This is a genomic window from Candidatus Acidiferrales bacterium (genome assembly GCA_035515795.1).
In the GTDB taxonomy this organism is placed as follows: domain Bacteria; phylum Bacteroidota; class Ignavibacteria; order Kryptoniales; family JAKASW01; genus JAKASW01.
This window is the reverse complement of the sequence record DATJAY010000004.1, coordinates 199,976-216,350: the sequence shown is the minus strand read 5'-3', so window position 1 is coordinate 216,350 and position 16,375 is coordinate 199,976. Positions and strand designations below refer to the sequence as shown.

Annotated in this window: 14 protein-coding genes; 2 read left to right on the top strand and 12 right to left on the bottom strand. The window is 46.9% G+C overall.

What is annotated here, in order from left to right; all coding sequences use genetic code 11:
* Positions 1 to 23: 23 nt before the first annotated feature.
* Both VLX91_03625 and VLX91_03620 read left to right on the top strand, forming a co-directional pair.
* On the top strand, positions 24 to 1,190 hold the full coding sequence (locus VLX91_03625; protein ID HUI29283.1) for a cysteine desulfurase family protein: 1,167 nt from the start codon (positions 24 to 26) through the stop codon (positions 1,188 to 1,190).
* 221 nt (positions 1,191 to 1,411) lie between these two features.
* Positions 1,412 to 1,699, top strand: a complete 288-nt coding sequence (locus VLX91_03620; GenBank protein HUI29282.1) for a hypothetical protein — start codon at positions 1,412 to 1,414, stop codon at positions 1,697 to 1,699.
* Positions 1,700 to 1,775: 76 nt separating this feature from the next.
* On the opposite strand, the gene VLX91_03615 is transcribed toward VLX91_03620, so the two are convergent.
* From VLX91_03615 to VLX91_03560, 12 genes are all read right to left on the bottom strand, one after another.
* Positions 1,776 to 3,080 (bottom strand): hypothetical protein, encoded by a 1,305-nt coding sequence (locus tag VLX91_03615; protein HUI29281.1) that lies wholly within the window; start codon positions 3,078 to 3,080, stop codon positions 1,776 to 1,778.
* The gene (locus VLX91_03610) at positions 3,077 to 4,018 is read right to left on the bottom strand and encodes a Ppx/GppA phosphatase family protein (protein HUI29280.1); all 942 of its coding nucleotides are present in this window, start codon (positions 4,016 to 4,018) and stop codon (positions 3,077 to 3,079) included. The genes VLX91_03615 and VLX91_03610 overlap by 4 nt, the downstream gene beginning before the upstream one ends.
* Complete coding sequence (gene prmA, locus VLX91_03605; GenBank protein ID HUI29279.1) at positions 4,015 to 4,866, bottom strand: 50S ribosomal protein L11 methyltransferase; 852 nt, start codon at positions 4,864 to 4,866, stop codon at positions 4,015 to 4,017. Before prmA ends, VLX91_03610 begins: the two co-directional genes overlap by 4 nt.
* Positions 4,867 to 4,871: 5 nt before the next feature.
* Positions 4,872 to 5,840, bottom strand: a complete 969-nt coding sequence (locus tag VLX91_03600) for a M28 family peptidase (GenBank protein HUI29278.1) — start codon at positions 5,838 to 5,840, stop codon at positions 4,872 to 4,874.
* 48 nt (positions 5,841 to 5,888) lie between these two features.
* Positions 5,889 to 6,602 (bottom strand): ComF family protein, encoded by a 714-nt coding sequence (locus VLX91_03595; GenBank protein HUI29277.1) that lies wholly within the window; start codon positions 6,600 to 6,602, stop codon positions 5,889 to 5,891.
* Positions 6,599 to 8,635, bottom strand: coding sequence for an excinuclease ABC subunit UvrB (gene uvrB / locus VLX91_03590; protein ID HUI29276.1), 2,037 nt, complete (start codon positions 8,633 to 8,635; stop codon positions 6,599 to 6,601). Before uvrB ends, VLX91_03595 begins: the two co-directional genes overlap by 4 nt.
* Positions 8,636 to 8,885: 250 nt before the next feature.
* On the bottom strand, positions 8,886 to 9,884 hold the full coding sequence (locus VLX91_03585) for a hypothetical protein (protein ID HUI29275.1): 999 nt from the start codon (positions 9,882 to 9,884) through the stop codon (positions 8,886 to 8,888).
* A gap of 153 nt (positions 9,885 to 10,037) precedes the next feature.
* Entirely contained in the window at positions 10,038 to 10,274 is a 237-nt protein-coding gene (locus VLX91_03580) for a hypothetical protein (protein ID HUI29274.1), read from the bottom strand.
* Between the two features lie 204 nt (positions 10,275 to 10,478).
* Complete coding sequence (locus tag VLX91_03575; GenBank protein HUI29273.1) at positions 10,479 to 11,939, bottom strand: hypothetical protein; 1,461 nt, start codon at positions 11,937 to 11,939, stop codon at positions 10,479 to 10,481.
* A gap of 10 nt (positions 11,940 to 11,949) precedes the next feature.
* The gene (locus tag VLX91_03570; protein ID HUI29272.1) at positions 11,950 to 12,585 is read right to left on the bottom strand and encodes a hypothetical protein; all 636 of its coding nucleotides are present in this window, start codon (positions 12,583 to 12,585) and stop codon (positions 11,950 to 11,952) included.
* 13 nt (positions 12,586 to 12,598) lie between these two features.
* On the bottom strand, positions 12,599 to 13,117 hold the full coding sequence (locus tag VLX91_03565) for a hypothetical protein (protein ID HUI29271.1): 519 nt from the start codon (positions 13,115 to 13,117) through the stop codon (positions 12,599 to 12,601).
* A gap of 605 nt (positions 13,118 to 13,722) precedes the next feature.
* On the bottom strand, positions 13,723 to 16,302 hold the full coding sequence (locus tag VLX91_03560; protein HUI29270.1) for a two-component regulator propeller domain-containing protein: 2,580 nt from the start codon (positions 16,300 to 16,302) through the stop codon (positions 13,723 to 13,725).
* Positions 16,303 to 16,375 lie beyond the last annotated feature (73 nt).

Sequence of the window (16,375 nt, the reverse complement as noted above, 5' to 3'; positions counted from 1 at the left end):
AGAAAACTCGTGGAAATGCACAAATGAGAAGGATTTACCTGGATTACGCAGCGACGACTCCGACGGATAAACGAGTCGTTGAGGCAATGACCCCGTATTTTTCAGGAATATTCGGGAATGCCTCAAGCATTCATGGCTTTGGCAGAGAAGCGAAGTCGGCGCTTGAGAACAGCCGGGCAAGAATAGCGGGTCTCATCGGCGCGCGAGAATCCGAGCTTTTCTTCACGAGCGGCGGCACAGAATCAGATAACTCCGCCTTGTTCGGAGTCGCAGCGAAATTTTCGCATTCGGGCAAGAAACATCTGATCATATCTTCAATTGAACATCATGCCATTTTCAATGCAGCCGAGTCGCTGAGGAAAAGTGGATTCGACGTGACCGTCCTGCCGGTGGATGCAAAGGGTTTCGTCTCGCGCGATGAGCTGGAGGATGCCATAACTGATGAAACGTTTTTGGTGAGCATAATTCATGCGAACAACGAGATAGGCACGATTCAGAATTTGCCCGAGCTGATAGGGGCCGCACACGATAGAGGAGTCCTTTTTCACACCGATGCGGTTCAATCATTCTGCAAGACAAGATTCGACGTTAACAAATTCGATGTCGATCTTGCCTCATTTACCGCACACAAAATTTATGGACCCAAAGGAATCGGAGCACTCTATATCAAAAGAGGGATCGACTTTGAACCGATGTTCCATGGCGGCTCGCAAGAACGAAATCGCCGCCCCGGCACGGAAAGCGTTCCGCTCGCCGTCGGCTTCGCAAAGGCCGGTGAGCTATGCGCGCAAGATTCAGATAAAGAACAAATGCGGCTTTCAGAATTTAATCTTCTCTTGAGAAACAAAATTTCGGCCGAAATTCCTGAAGTTATAATTAATTCTCCCGAAGAGAGTTCATTGCCAAACATTCTCAGCGTGTCGATTAACAGCAGCGAACATGAAATTGACGGCGAGGCACTCATAATTAATATGGATCTTGAAGGCGTTGCGGTGACCAGCGGATCGGCGTGCAGTTCGGGGAGTCTTCAGCCTTCTCATGTTATTAAGGCGATCGGGAGGGACGACAAAACAACTATGGCGACCGTGAGGTTTTCTTTCGGCAGGTTCACCACCGAAGATGACATAACGACTGCCGCAGAAAAATTTGTGAAGATCGTGAACCGAATCGGAAAGAGAAAACCGAATTAGATCGAAAACTCAGCTATCTGTCACACGAAAGAATGACATGATTTCCTCTTCATATCTCCGTCACGCCCGTGCAGTGCTAAGTCGAGGCAAAAAATCCGGTTTGTATTTGCTCATCACTTTGGTTAATTTTTTTCGACCGGCGGGAGTTTTTTCGCAGTGAAGCGAGACCGACCGGACATCATTTATTCATCCTGACAATCTAAAATGAAAGGAAGGGCAAAATGATTGGGATGGATTTCATAAGCTTTCTCATCTTGCTGGTGATCAGCGTGGTGGTCTCTCTCATTCTCCATTTCGCACTAAAGACTCGGGTAAGAAGCGGCATTGAGTCTTTCATTGGAACAGTGATTTGGGGATGGCTCGGAGCCTGGCTAGGATCGCCGGTGTTTGGTTGCTGGTTCCCCGGACTAAATTACCATGATGTCTATTACGTACCTGCTATTGTCGGCTCATTTGCGCTGATTATCCTCATGGTAGATCTGGTCAAGACTCTGAAAGGTTCTTCGTAGGATCAGAGTGAGTAACAGCCCACATCATTTTCGTCCACAGCCCTCGAAGATGTGGGCTTTCAATTGTTTCTCCTGATCAGCCGACGCGTTTCATGACTGCAACAAAGAATCCATCCATGTCTGCGCGATGCGGGTATATCGAAAGAAAACCATCTTCGATCAAGCCAGAAAATTTTTTCTCTGTAAGGATGCTCGACACCTCGACAAATTCGAAATTTCGATTTGAATTCGCAAACGATTTGATGACCGAGCGGTTCTCTTCTTCAAAAATGCTGCACGTGACGTAGAAGAGCAATCCTCCGACTCTGACAAGCTGCGAGTAATGTTCTAATAAGAATTTCTGGTAAGCGGCTTTTTTCCCTACTGATTCTCTTGTCAGTCGAAATTTCTTATCGGGATTCCTGCGAATGGTACCGCTTCCGCTGCACGGCGCATCGATCACTACCTTGTCGGCACAGCCTACAAGTTCCTCAATACCGTCAAAACTTTCTCTCGAAACAACTCTCGAAGAAATGTTTCCGTAGCCGCTCCTCGCGGCCCTCACCATTAGATTATCGATCCGCTCTTTGTCAACATCAAGAGCATGGATTTCCGACATTCCTCCTGATAAAGACGCGAATTCCAGACTTTTTCCCCCGCCGCCGGCACATGTGTCGACTACAACCTCACCTTTTCCCGGCTCAACAATCAGCCCGACCAGTTGGCTTGCTTCTTCTTGAATTTCAATCGCACCGTTCTTATAGAGCGCCACTGTATTAAGATTGATCCGCCCCGGTAAATAGAGTCCGAGAGGAGAAAAATAAGACGGTGACGTTTCAATGCCTTCTATTCGAAACGAGTCTATTGCTTCGTCTCGCGAAATCTTCGATGTGTCGACACGAATGCAAACTCGCGCTTCATGGTTCAGAGCCTGCATTATTTGGACACATTCATCTTTAACACTTGGAGGCAGGACAGCGCGAAAAAAGGTCGGAAACGAATTCAACGCAAACTCGTTGTCCTTAAGCGCCGACAATTGACGCGCGGAACATTTCAATAAACTTTCAAGATCTATTTCGCTGCCGGCAAGCCTGTACGACTCAAGAAGTTGAGAATAAATATTGCTGATCTCGTTCGGCTCCATCCCGGCGATCAGAATCTCGTAGAGTAGAAAAACATTTAGTGGCTTCAAGCCAGAGGAACACTCCTCAACAATTTCCCGCAGAAGTATGAAGTTTCGGATAATTCCGTAGACTTTTTCCGTTATCCATCGCCTGTCGTGCGATCCGAGATATCTCCTTTGTCTGTAGAACTCTGAGATAATTTTATCCGCCGGCGGATCTGACCTTACAATCTTATCAAGAAGTTCAACTGCGTGTCCGGCGAGCGACGACAGCGTCATTTTTCAAGAAGCCCTTTATGCTTACAAAAAAGGTAACCGTACCGCAATCCGCGATCCGTGGTCAAAAACTCTGCCGCATTGGCTACTTCCAGAACTTTCAAAAGGATCAACGCACCCGCAACAAGAACGTCTGCTCGGCCCTCAGCCGCTTTGGTAAGCTCAAGTATTTCGCCTGAAGGCTTGCTTTTGATTTCATCAAAAACTTTCCGAAGTGTTCTAGTCGTCATTGGGTAGTTTGTGACAGCCGATGCGTCGAACTCATGTCTCCGCTGGGCAATCAACGCAAGCGTAGTCGGAGTTCCCGCTACGCCGAAGATCACGCGAGGATTTATTTTTGTGAACGGGAATTGATTCAAAGCGGCCGTTATGAACTCGGCCGCCTTCTTTAATTCCGTCAGAATCGGAGGGTTATGATGGAGAAATCTTTCAGTGACTCTGACCGCTCCGATGTCGATACTTCGAGAAAGAGAGGGCTCGAACCCTTTTCCATAGCTCAACTCCGTGCTTCCACCGCCAATGTCAATAACAAGAGTTTGCTGGCTTGGATCCGGCGCTCCGCTCACAGCACCGATGAAGTCCATCTCCGCTTCCAACTCACCGCTTATCACTTCAACTTCGATCCCCAGTTCGCTCCTCACTCGTCTGACAAAACCGTCCCTGTTTGCAGCGTCTCGCACAGCACTTGTCGCAGAAGCAATAATCCTGTCGACCTTATGTTCACCCGCTATCGCTTTATAATTTCTCAGGACATTAAACGCAAGTTCAATTGAGTTTTCATCGAGCCTTCCCGTTACGGAGACATTTTTACCGAGCCGCGGAACACTGTAGAAATCTTTTATTGGAGTAATCTTAAGCGAATCTTCCCCGCCTCCCCCTGTTACCTCTCCTATCAACATCAGAATCGTATTCGTTCCGATGTCTATCGAAGCATACCTCATTTCTTGAGCACCAAAGCCGACCACTCGGCCTCGTGAATGATCTCCTCCGATTTAAATCCTTTTTGAGCGTATGCGCTGATTATGCTTTCTTCGTCAAGCGTAAGCACTCCCGTGAGCAGCAACCGCCCGCCTCTTGCGGTGCGATCATATATCTCATCTCTGAGATAGAGAAGAGTGTTACGGTTCAGGTTAGCGACCACTATATCGAATTCGGAAGACGGCACGGAAGCCAGATCCCCCTTCATCAATTCAATTTTGTTCGCCACGCCGTTCCTGCCGATGTTTTCACGGGCGTTTTCAATTGACCAATCGTCGTTATCTATAGCAGCACATTTCTTGGCGCCCAACATTACTGCTGCAATAGCGAGAACACCGGTTCCGGTTCCAATGTCCAAAACTGCTTCGCCGCCCTTTATGAATTTTTCCAGCAACCCGATCATCATCCGGGTCGTCTCGTGATGTCCCGTACCAAACGACATCTTCGGATCGATCTCGATTACAATCTTCGCATCGCCGTAATAATCTTTCCAGCTCGGCTTGATAGCGACATTGTTTGTCACCTCAACGGGCACAACCGAGTCTTCCCATTCCCTGTTCCAATCCTGATCGCGGACCGCAAGGACTTCAATGGAAAAATTTTTTATTTTTCCCTGCTTCTTCAGATTGATGAGAAATTCATTTACGTCGGTACGAAACGAAGGATTCCATTTACGGTCTGCGAAGTAGCAGGAGAGCTCGTTCGTCTCTTCGATAAAACCTTCCGCACCCACATCGCTGAGGAAACCTATAATCAGATCGTTCACGGGCTGGTCGGTGGAAATTTTTAGTTGGAGATAATTATCTGTCATAAAATTCAAATTGGAATTTTTCTGTACAAAACTTGAATTATGACTCTGCCGACAGCAGCGAGACTTTCCGCGCTGCATTTATCCGGTGTGTCTTCCAGAGTATGCCAGTACCTGTTCGACTCATCCGGATAGGCAAAATCAATAATGTCGATACATTTTATTCCGACGTTGTCGAGCGATAAATGGTCATCGGAAACCGGATCACCGACGCGGTCGACAAATTGCGACATTCCCATTTCCGCAGCGGTGTTCCAGACGAGGTTTACGACGTCGCCCGCATATTGGATGGAATTATATTCCTTCGGAAGAGTCAACTCTTTGTCACCGACCATATCGAGGTTAATCGCAAAAATCGGATAATACGAGAATGGTTTCGTTGCCGCCCAGTATTTCGAGCCGAGAAAATAGTAGTCAAGGCTTCCTTCCTTTCCGTAATCTTCTCCGTCCCACAAGACAAGGTCGACACCTTCGGGGGGGGGATTTTGTTTAAAGCACCTCGCCATCTCGAGCAATACGGCGACACCGCTCGCGCCGTCATTTGCACCGAGGATCGGCTTGTCCGTGGGGCCGCTGCTTTCCCGATCGTTGCGCGGCCGCGTGTCCCAATGAGCCGAAACAAGTACCCGCGTCTTCGCTTTCAAGTTGAAACTTGCAATCACGTTCGTCAGCCGCAGGACTACACCGTCATATCCCGGGACGGAAAAACTTTGCAGACCGACCGAGTCGGCATAAAGACTGAACTGCTGCTGCAAATACGCAAGACATTTTTCATGCCCCGTGCTGTTGGGATTCCTTGGTCCGAAATCGCATTGCTTAACCAAGAAAGTATAAGCCGACTTGCCGTCGAACTGCGGCATCGTCACAGAAGGAATCTGGGCAACATGCTGCGTACTTTGAGATTGTCCCTGCTCAGTTTTTTTTGAACAAGAAGATGCAATTGACATCATTACCACAAAAAAAAGGACTCGTTTCATATTGAAGTTTAAAGGAAATCGCGGGAAAATCCAAAATAAATCGAATCCCTATATCGTTATCGCCGCCGATGCCGCGTATACCTTGGCTGCGCCATTCTCCTTCAAAACCCTTGCACATTCTCTTATTGTCGATCCTGTCGTTATCACATCGTCTATCAAAAGAATATTTTTCCCTTTTACGGCCACTTTCAAATGTTTGCCCATAGAGAACGCGCCCGCGATGTTTTTCTTTCTTCCCTCTGCATCAAACAGAGTCTGCGTTTGAGTCTGCCTGATTCGCTCTAATAAGTGCCATTCATTTCTTATTCTCAGCTCGACTCCGATCTTGCCTGCAATCAACTCGCTCTGGTTATAACCTCGTTCGCGTTTCCGTGCGGGGTGCAACGGGACAGGAACAATCATGTCACTCGTTGAAAGTTCCTCATCGGCCACAATTTCCTTTGCCATGAAAAAGCCAAATCGATCCGCTATGCGTTCGGCTCCCGAATATTTCAAAAGATGAATCGCGGTCCTCACGCGTGGATCCTGCTCGAAAAGAAAAACGGAATCAATTCTGTCAATGCATCCGTCGGCAAGAAATTTCTCTTCAATTGTCTGAATGATGGTCTCAGTTGGCGAAACCCGCTCGAATCCATTCCAGCAGTTGTGACAAATGTAGTACTCACCTCGCTGTAACTCTCTCCAACAGGTTGAGCATGCGGGAGGATAGATGAAATCTGCAAGTGCCTCCGTGAACCGGGTCAGACTCTGAAATGGTTTCAATTTTTTGCCGACCTCTGGTCCCGTTCGCGGGACAGTCTATGAATTTCGTCTCGAAGTTCTGCGGCTTTTTCGAAGTCGAGCTCCTTCGCAGACTGGTACATTTCTTTAGTGAGCCTCTCTATCAAATCTCCCTTTTGCCGGTCAGTCAGGTATTTTTCGGATTTCTCAGAGACAGATGCCTGCTGGAGCTTCTTTGTCTTCTCCTCGCTCTCGGCGCGAACATCGGCGATAGCAGTCGAGGCGCGAATTTCTTCGGCAGTCTTGAATATTGACCTCGGCTTGATATTGTGCTCCACATTGTAATCCGACTGGATTTTTCTGCGTCGCTCCGTCTCGTCGATCATCTTTTTCATGCTTCGAGTAACCGTGTCAGCATATAAAATAACTTTGCTTCCGATGTTCCTCGCCGCCCTCCCGGCGGTCTGGATCAGAGATTTTTCAGAACGCAAAAATCCTTCCTTGTCGGCATCCAGTATTGCGACAAGAGAAACTTCGGGCAAGTCGAGCCCTTCGCGGAGAAGATTCACTCCGACAAGGACGTCAAATTCACCGAGACGCAGGTCCCGCAAAATCGAGACCCTTTCAAGGGAATCGATATCCGAATGGATGTACCTCACCCTGATGTTCAAATTCCTGAGATATTCCGTGAGATCCTCTGCCATCCTTTTCGTCAATGTTGTCACAAGAGCACGTTCTTTTATATTCACCCGCTCCCGTATCTCCTGAATCAAATCGTCCATCTGATTTTTCACGGGTCTTATTTCAACTTCAGGATCGACGATGCCGGTCGGCCTTATTACTTGTTCCACAATTACGCCGAGGCTTTTCTCGAGTTCATACTCCGCCGGCGTCGCACTGACGAAAACGACCTGGTTAACCATCGATTCGAACTCTTCAAATTTCAGAGGCCTGTTGTCCAGCGCAGAGGGGAGCCGGAATCCATATTCGACAAGGGTCATCTTCCGTGAACGATCACCATGGTACATCGCGTGGAGCTGAGGGATCGTCTGGTGCGATTCGTCTATGAACATCAAAAAGTCTTTAGGAAAATAATCCAGCAGGACATAAGGACGCTGGCCCGGTTCCCTTCCCGTAATATGGCGCGAATAATTTTCTATTCCGTTGCAGTATCCCACCTCGCGCATCATCTCGATATCAAATCTCGTACGTTGTTCCAGCCTCTGTGCTTCCAAATATTTCCCCAGTGCGCGAAGCTCGGTCAGTCTGTCCACGAGTTCGTTCTCAATTCTCTTTACAGCCGATTCAAGCTTGTCCTCGCTGGTCACAAAGTGCCTTGCCGGATAGATGAATACCTCGTCCATTTCGGCAGCCGGTACCCCCGTCAGAGGATCGAAAGTTTTCAGCGACTCGATCTCGTCCCCAAAAAATTCCACTCTTACCGCTTCGTCTATCTCATAAGCTGGAAATATCTCAAGTACGTCTCCGCGTACTCGAAAATTTCCGCGCAGGAATTCGACATCGTTCCTTGAATAAAGGCTTTTTATCAGCATCTCCTGGAGGTGCCGACGTCCCATCTTTTCGCCTTTTCGCAGCCACACAACTTCGTGCTGATAATCTTCGGGGGAGCCGATTCCATATATGCATGATACGGACGCCACAACAATGACATCGTTACGCCCGCTGAGCAGAGAGCTTGTCGCACGGAGTCTAAGACGGTCTATTTCATCATTGATGGAAGAATCCTTTTCTATGTAAGTGTCGGTCTGGGGAATGTACGCCTCAGGCTGATAATAATCGTAATAGGAGATGAAGAACTCGACGATGTTTTCCGGAAACAATTGTTTGAACTCACCATATAACTGCGCGGCGAGCGTTTTGTTATGTGAGATGACAAGAGTGGGTTTATTGATGTTCCGAATGATCTGTGCCATGGTGTATGTCTTACCGCTACCGGTCACCCCAAGGAGGGTCTGAAATTTATGGGCGTTCCGTATTCCTTCGGTCAACTCGAGGATCGCTTCAGGTTGATCCCCGGATGGCTTGTATTCCGACACAATGTTAAAATTGCTCATACTTCATGGACTAAAAGCCGAAAACTAATTCATTACGATGCGCTGTTCACGCGAAAATAAATTTCTTCTCGATCACCGGTCTGCATAGGGATAATTTACCAGCGATGCGATGGAGAATCAAACCCCGGTTGGAATCAAATCCAGATATGAACCGTTCCGAAACGATTCCATTTGAAAAAAGTCGCAAAGAACAAGGTGAAACGATACCTAAAATTCTTTGCGACCTAGCGTCTTGCGGAGAAAACTATTTTTAATATGAACCTAGCTGAGTCGCGGCTCCCGTGCCAGTGGATTTTAATTCACCGGTATAAATAGTGTCGCCGCCTTTGTCAACCATTTCATACTTGACGACTCCGCCCGGCACACTTGTCGTTCTCCACATTCTCAAGGTCATGTTCCCTGCGCCTACTGCGAACTCAATCTGATCGCAAGTATATGATCCCGCCGGAACGGTAACGCTCACTCCTTTTTTCACAACTGCACCTTCAACTGACTCGGGAGTCAATTGCATCGGTGCGGTGTACCATCCTTCCGTTACAGGAACTTCTTTCGGCGTATCATTCCCAAACTTTTGCCGCATTCGCCGGATCGACTGGTGCTTCTCGGAAAACATCACTTCCATTATTATGGAGTCCTTGTTTGAAATATAGGTAAGTCCCCACCATTCTTTCCCATCCGGAAGCGTGGTCAGAAATGCTTTCCGGGTCTCAAAAGGTTTTCCGCTCTTGCCCGTAAGAGTCCAATCGGTATACTGTCCGGGCTGATAAGGATTCAATTCCATGTTATATCCGTACGCGCTGAACATATACTGGAACAGGATCGGATAAAGACGAGTCATCATCATGGCGAGACCGCTGTTGTCTACAGGAGGAGCGGTTTCGGTCGTGGTTGTCGGCTGGGCCGTCGCCGGCGCATAGTTGGTCGTCAACTTCTTCCCGTCATCTGAAGGGATAGACACATTGTATGATGAGATGACTCTATCCTGATATACGACCGAGACGTAATATGGACCAACATCTGAGAAGTGCAACGTTGCGATGCCTGTCGTATCGATAGTGACGGTTTCGCCGCAGCTGCAATTTACAACGGCGCCGACAAGAGCGGCGTTATTAGGACCACGAACTTCGATTTTTATCGAAAACAGGTGAAGTCCCATCACATTGTATCCGCCGAAGCAGCCGCCGAATCCCGCGGCGACGAACGCAATGAGTATCGTGACGATAATAGGTTGAATACTAAAACGCTTCATAAAAATTACCTCCCGTTTTTTTGAAATTGGCACTCAAATAAAGATCATTCCGACAGTTAATGTAATAAACATCGGTGTGATTTGAAAACAACCTGGAGAGAGAAAACGATACGGGAACCGCAGCTTACTGGATGTGGATTTGACTCGGGACTCTCAAGACTGCGGAGCAACGTTAAACGATTTGCATTTATAACATTGAACCACAATTCCCTTGATTCTCATCGGGTCGATCTCCTGTGCCAGAAGATTCTTGCATTTCCCACAAAACATATTGGTGTCTCCGTTACCTTTCAGAGCTACTATGTCACGGGCAGGGGTGATGATACGTTGTTTGTTGGGATCTGGTTCAATGACAAGACGCATGATAACGACTTTCATTTCTTTGTCCATTGTACCTCACAAGCCATTTTTAACTCTTTGTCGCTTTTTGTTTTGATGCTCAAGCTCATTACGTCGGTGGGTCTACTTACAATGACAAATCTATATTGACCTAACTCTTGCCATGGATATATTTCAACACTCTCATGAGTCCAATAAGCAATAACAACCTAAAACTCAGAAACACTGAGCCATTTAGCTACATGCGGAACAAAATCACTCACGCCATGCTATGACCCGGAAAGGAGTTGTGCCGGGGAACGAAGGTGGAGAAATCCAGGCAAAACGACTGTCATATTTGTAATCCTTCAAATATCCGTACGCAGTACCGTTTACAATTGCGCCGACACCACCGCGCGAATTTTGTGATATTGAACCGTAGACGTTTAGGTACCCTTTAAACGTGTTGTACGTGCCGTTACTGGTAGTACCCTTGTCGGAGCTATAGTCTTGAAAAGTGAATGAGCCCATTGCAAAAATAGCCGCGTCAATAGTAATATTGCCATCAGTGCTTTGAGACGTCAGCATGACATCGTTGTTTGCGACGAGTCCCAGCATATCGGTGCTGGATGGATTGCTCTGAGGGTTACTGTTGTAGGTGATGGGACCGGTTATTAGAACGTTGCCGTCAACGCCAGTACTAAAAGATGGATTCGAAGTATTGGTCGAACTTCTACGGTAGGTCGTTGCCCCCGGGGTCGCACCCTGCGTTGCCACGACGGTAACATCTCCGTTTACAACTCCAGAGACATGGACATCTCCGTCGCTAACTTCGATTACAGTCTTGTTCGTAGCCGGATTAACCAGGGAACTGAGCGCAATGTTTTGGTTTGCCGACTTAGCCACAACTGACCAATTCCCATGGGATAACTGCCTGGTTGTGTCGGTTTCTGTCACGGTCCCATCGGCATTAAACTTCAAATACACATCATAGGCATAATTGCTCCCAGCATAATTAGACTGTGAAAAAATTGACGCAGGAATGGCATCTTTTGTGGTACCACTGAGATCCTTCGGCAATGGAACACTTACACCAGGCCTAAATGAGTTGCATTTGAGTGTGTCGCCATAAGAGTCCGGCAAATTCGTTTGAACCGGATTTTGCAACGCTCCATGGTGGTTACTGTATGTTGTACCGCCTATTGTCACGGGACCATGGACTACCGGAACACCATCAACATAAAGATTCCCATTTGTCTGCAGGGGCCCGGTAAGGGTATCTCCTGTCGTCCAATAGACACCGTTATCATTTCCAGTGAAAAACGCATATCTCGAGAATGCAAAATAGGACAGAAGAACCGTGACGGTGTCGTTAATGCTATAGGGTTTGTTGTTTAACCAGCCGGTATACGACGACGTTGCCACAATGTATGGGTTCCTGATCCCCCCAGCGCCAGTTTGCATTGAAAACACGGCCTTGTAACTCCCGTCATTTTTCCCGCTTGGCACAGGAAAGTAACCTGTCAACGCAGACATTGTAGTATCCGCGGTATTCTGGAAGAGAGAATCGACTGCAAGATTCGCTATGCTCACAGCAATATTGTGCGCCACCGTAGAGTCGTAATAATTCGAGAGATTCTCTATTGCACGATTGCTTGTCCTATTCCAGTACTGGCTTGCAACGCCGAATAATAAGCTGAAACCAAGTATGACTATGAGTGATGCTTTCCCGACCATTTTATACCTCCTATCTTCCCGTAAGATTTCTTGATACTAGTCTTGTCTGAGTCCAGTACGCAAAATTGCTCACGAATGCCGTATCATAAGCTGACGACGGCTGAACCTCCAAAGTCAATTGCATCAGTACCGGTGGAGGTATTGTACCTATCGTGTACGGCAGATGCAGGGTGTCCAACTGGGTCCCAAACGTCTCGAAATAATCAATATGAAAGTAAGTCACTCCAAGGTTAGCACTGTCAACATTCCACTTATCCTGGTTTATGTTGATACCCTTGTACTTCCTAATGAGCATGCCCACATTCTTGTTAGGACAATTCTTAAGAGGCCCCGGCCTAAAATACCATATTACAGTGTCCAGGCCGCCGTCATTATTCAGGTCGCTCATGAACGCTATGCTATCGTTCCTGGCATAAATCGTACAGCTGTCAGTCGGAGGCGCGTATCCTCCTGCTCGATAACCAATTTTTCTGAAATCCGATTCAAGGTTCTGAATCAATGAAGTCATATTTTGCTGAACCGTTAGTTGTTCCTGCGATTGAAACGTATTCCGCGTGGCACTGTCATTCATTCTCAGTGCAGCGAGAAGAAGTAATCCGCCAATCAGCATAGAACCTATTATGTCGATCAGAACCGTACTGCCCATGATCTCACCTCATCTAATACCAATAACTGAAAATGTCGGTCATCTTGACCGTGTCAGTTGGGTCGGCTGTGTTCCACACCCATATGTCGAGCCGCTTGCTCCAGGTTGCAGATCCGGTTGAGATAACGAAGTTACCGCTGGCATCGCGGGTAACATAATGCACCTGAGTCATGACTTTGTATATTCCTGTCAGAAGAGGATCTGTCTCCGTCCGACTGCCATTGGGTCCACCGGGATATCCATTATAATCGTCATAATCACTCAGCGTGTCGCCTGGGTGCTCCTGTCCGAGACTTGCCGGAGGAGTAAGCGCGGTCAACGAATTCTGCCATGTGGAATCCTTGGTGTGCTCATCGAATGGCAAGCGCTGTGCTTTTTCGATGGTGGAGGTTGCCAGTGACACGCAGTCGATCCCAATACTGGTTTGTGTCAGAACCTGGCTGCTGTTGCTGATTCCCCGGTTAGTGGTAAGAATTATATTGCCCAAGAGAATGATAGCGAATACCGTCAAAAGCATTTGTCCAGTTCCCATTCTTTCTCCTTTCTTAGTTCTCTAACGCAGCAAGACAACTTGATCAGGAAAGATCAATCGAATCGCGCCTGCATCATGTCTTCCAGAGATTGAACGTCAGCCGAATTGAAAATCTAATTGTCATGAATTCACCGCTCATCGTCGTCACGATAACAGATTCGCGCTCTCTTCATGCCATTCAGTAAGTCTGACACCACGACAACTCCTAAGTATCAACTCTCGTTGAAAATATATCCGTTTCAAAAACTCGATGCAAGTCTTCATCCACTATCATGAACCTTCAACCGTTCAAAATTTTGCCTAACAAAGCTCAGCACAGTAAGTATCCAATTCCATACCAAATGGATCGCATTTCGGCAATTTTAACTGGCAACTATAACCAGTTACGGAGGTGGAAGTTACAGGATCGCAAAATGGGACCATAGTCTTGAGGAAGCTACGGTGTAGGTAATTAATACAAATGTGTGGGAAATTTTACCCGTAAGTGTTTACAAAACGTAATTGAGAATTCGGACAGGAATCCGTGCAATCAGATTTAACCGGAACTAATATCTCAGACTAATTTGCAGTGACGACATTGGGCCTCTCAGATCCCAACTTTATAATCAAGACTTTTTCCTCTTCTCCAGTTCCGAAAGTAACTCAGGATATAATTTCGCTGCGCAGTCGGGACATATTCCGTGAGAGAATTGCGCTTCCGAGTGAATCTGTATGTACTTCTCCAAATTTTCCCAGTACCCTTTATCGTCACGGATTTTCTTGCAGTTGGAACAAATCGGAATCAACCCACCCAGGACTTTTATGTCAGCCAGCGCTTTCTGAATGCGTGCATTGAGCTTCTTCTCTCTTTCCAATAGCTGCCAAACACGCAAGCGATAAACTCCGAACGCGATTCCGATCACTGTTAGAAACATTGACGCATAGAACCAGTACGTCTCATAGAAGTGCGGCTTAAGTTCGAATTTAAAGGTCGCTCCGGTTTCGTTCCAGACTCCATCATTGTTGCAGGCAATCACTTGAAATTCATAGTCACCATGCGAAAGGTTTGTATAATAAGCCGCCCGTCGAGTACCGGCGTCTATCCACTCGTGATCATATCCTTCCAATTTATATTTGAATAATACTCTTCCTGGTACCAGAAAGCTCAGCGCGGTATAATGGAACTCCAAATCTTTTGTGCCGGGCGGACAACTTAGGAATTCGTTTGATGGAACAGGTTGTCCATCCCTGACTACTTGTTCTATTATCACGGGTGGTAGTAGCTTGTTTTCCTTGAATTGCCTCGGGTCTATCATGACAGCACCTTTTCTCGTCGCGAACCATATGCCTCCATCATTTGCCTTCCAGCCCGCCGGCTGCCACTCACCGAAGCACTCATCCGTCTTCATCCCATCTGCAGTTGAATAAACTTTTGAATGTATGTAATTTATTTTGCCTTCAGCGTAATCATCAAGCTCCTGTCTTCTAACATACCCGATTCCTACCGGGCTACTTAACCAAAGGCCACCATAGCTGTCGCCAAGCACACAATAAATCTCGTCAGTGAACAAGCCAATCTTAGCATTAATGGTGGTAAACCTGCCTCCACTGTAGCGAGTAAGCCCCCCTTGAGGTGAGCTAATCCATAGACTTCCCCGGCCGTCATCAAATATAGAGCTGACCCAGTTGCCAGCCAAGCCGTCTGCAGTTGTGAAACCTGTAATTTTTTCATTCTGTATCTTCACCAGCGAATCAGTTGTGCCGATCCACATCAGGCTGTCGGATTGTCGATAAAAACAAACAATATACTCTTCGGGCGCGGGATACTGAATCCTATCTGCAAGCAGATAAGGACGCAATCGGCCATCAATGAACCTGAAGATGCCAAAATGATCTAAGTACATAAAGAGACTCTTGTCATCTTCATCGAAAGCAGAGATCCATTTGTGCGGTAAACCCGACCGAGCGTCATATTGGACAAGCTTTCCGTTCTTGATGTTGTAGAGAAAACCATTCTGACCAATCCAAAGGCTACTGTCATGCGCGACAAAAGCAGGTCCCACGGGAATGTTATATATGTTTATTTTACCATCCTTCAGCCGGGTAACGTTTGCCCCTTGGTCGCTAAGAAAATACAGACTCCCATCGGGACTCCCGACGACACTGGACAACTGATCGTCCGCTAGACCCTCCGATTTCGTAAAGGTAGTAATACTGACATCTTTGAACTGATTTAATCCGTTATAGGTACCGACCCAAAGACTCCCTTCGCGATCCTCCGCAAATGAGAGGACGTTGTTGTCAGTTAAGCCGTCTGAACTTGTGTATGCCGTCCATTTCTTTTCATAGAGGCGATCAAGCCCGCCTCGTGTTCCCACCCACAGATTACCATCGTGGTCTTCATATATCTTGTTGATATTATAATGCGACAATCCATTGTTCGTATTGTAAATCGTGATTTTCCCGTCCTTCCAGCGGACCAATCCTTCAAAAGTACCAACCCACACATTTGACTTACGATCGGTGCAAATGGAAGTAACCGTGTTAGTAGGCAAGCCGTTTGCAGTGGTAATACTTCTGATTACAGTGAATTGGTTGCCTTCCAAGATTCTAATCCCGTCATAAGTAGCCACCCAAATTCTTCCGTGTGAATCTTCCGCAATGTCTCTGACGTAATTTGGATTAACTAAAATCGGTTTGAACCTCTCTTCATCAAACAAGTAAAGCCCGATTGCCGTACCTATCAAGAGATGACCGGAACGAGTTTCAAACAAGTCGCTAACATTCGTATTGCGAAATCCCTCGTTCAAACCATATACAAACACTCGCCCATCCTTCAGGCGTCTTAATCCCCTGAATTGAGTCCCCACCCATAAGCTCCCATCTCGTGTTTCGCACAGGGTAGATATCGATTCATGGATTTTTGGATCTTCCGGGATTGTGCTCACCTCACTGAAGCTTACGCCATCAAAGCAGAACAGACCTGATGTCGTACCAAGCCAAATGAATCCATCACGTGTTTGAAGAACTGCCTTGACATTATTTGCCGGCAAGCCATTTTCACGAATCCAGAAACTGTGGCCGTACTGGGATATAGTTTTGTGCGGATTGAGAGCCAGGGCGGAAGACATCTCGAGGCACGACAATAAAATTGTCAGCAGAAATCCAGGAAAATATTTGTCCGCAAACCTCACGATTCGATCCACGCTCTTGGAAGAAATTATCTACGCAATTGAATTATCGGAAGGATTGCTGAAAACTTTAAGCCTCCAAACTGCA

Bases quoted from the DNA above. Each gene is read 5' to 3' on its own strand.
- VLX91_03575 (HUI29273.1), bottom strand. From the start codon at position 11,939: ATGGTCGGGAAAGCATCACTCATAGTCATACTTGGTTTCAGCTTATTA.
- VLX91_03585 (HUI29275.1), bottom strand. From the start codon at position 9,884: ATGAAGCGTTTTAGTATTCAACCTATTATCGTCACGATACTCATTGCG.
- VLX91_03620 (HUI29282.1), top strand. From the start codon at position 1,412: ATGATTGGGATGGATTTCATAAGCTTTCTCATCTTGCTGGTGATCAGC.
- VLX91_03580 (HUI29274.1), bottom strand. From the start codon at position 10,274: ATGGACAAAGAAATGAAAGTCGTTATCATGCGTCTTGTCATTGAACCA.
- VLX91_03615 (HUI29281.1), bottom strand. From the start codon at position 3,080: ATGACGCTGTCGTCGCTCGCCGGACACGCAGTTGAACTTCTTGATAAG.
- prmA (HUI29279.1), bottom strand. From the start codon at position 4,866: ATGACAGATAATTATCTCCAACTAAAAATTTCCACCGACCAGCCCGTG.
- VLX91_03610 (HUI29280.1), bottom strand. From the start codon at position 4,018: ATGAGGTATGCTTCGATAGACATCGGAACGAATACGATTCTGATGTTG.
- uvrB (HUI29276.1), bottom strand. From the start codon at position 8,635: ATGAGCAATTTTAACATTGTGTCGGAATACAAGCCATCCGGGGATCAA.
- VLX91_03565 (HUI29271.1), bottom strand. From the start codon at position 13,117: ATGGGAACTGGACAAATGCTTTTGACGGTATTCGCTATCATTCTCTTG.
- VLX91_03625 (HUI29283.1), top strand. From the start codon at position 24: ATGAGAAGGATTTACCTGGATTACGCAGCGACGACTCCGACGGATAAA.
- VLX91_03570 (HUI29272.1), bottom strand. From the start codon at position 12,585: ATGGGCAGTACGGTTCTGATCGACATAATAGGTTCTATGCTGATTGGC.
- VLX91_03600 (HUI29278.1), bottom strand. From the start codon at position 5,840: ATGAAACGAGTCCTTTTTTTTGTGGTAATGATGTCAATTGCATCTTCT.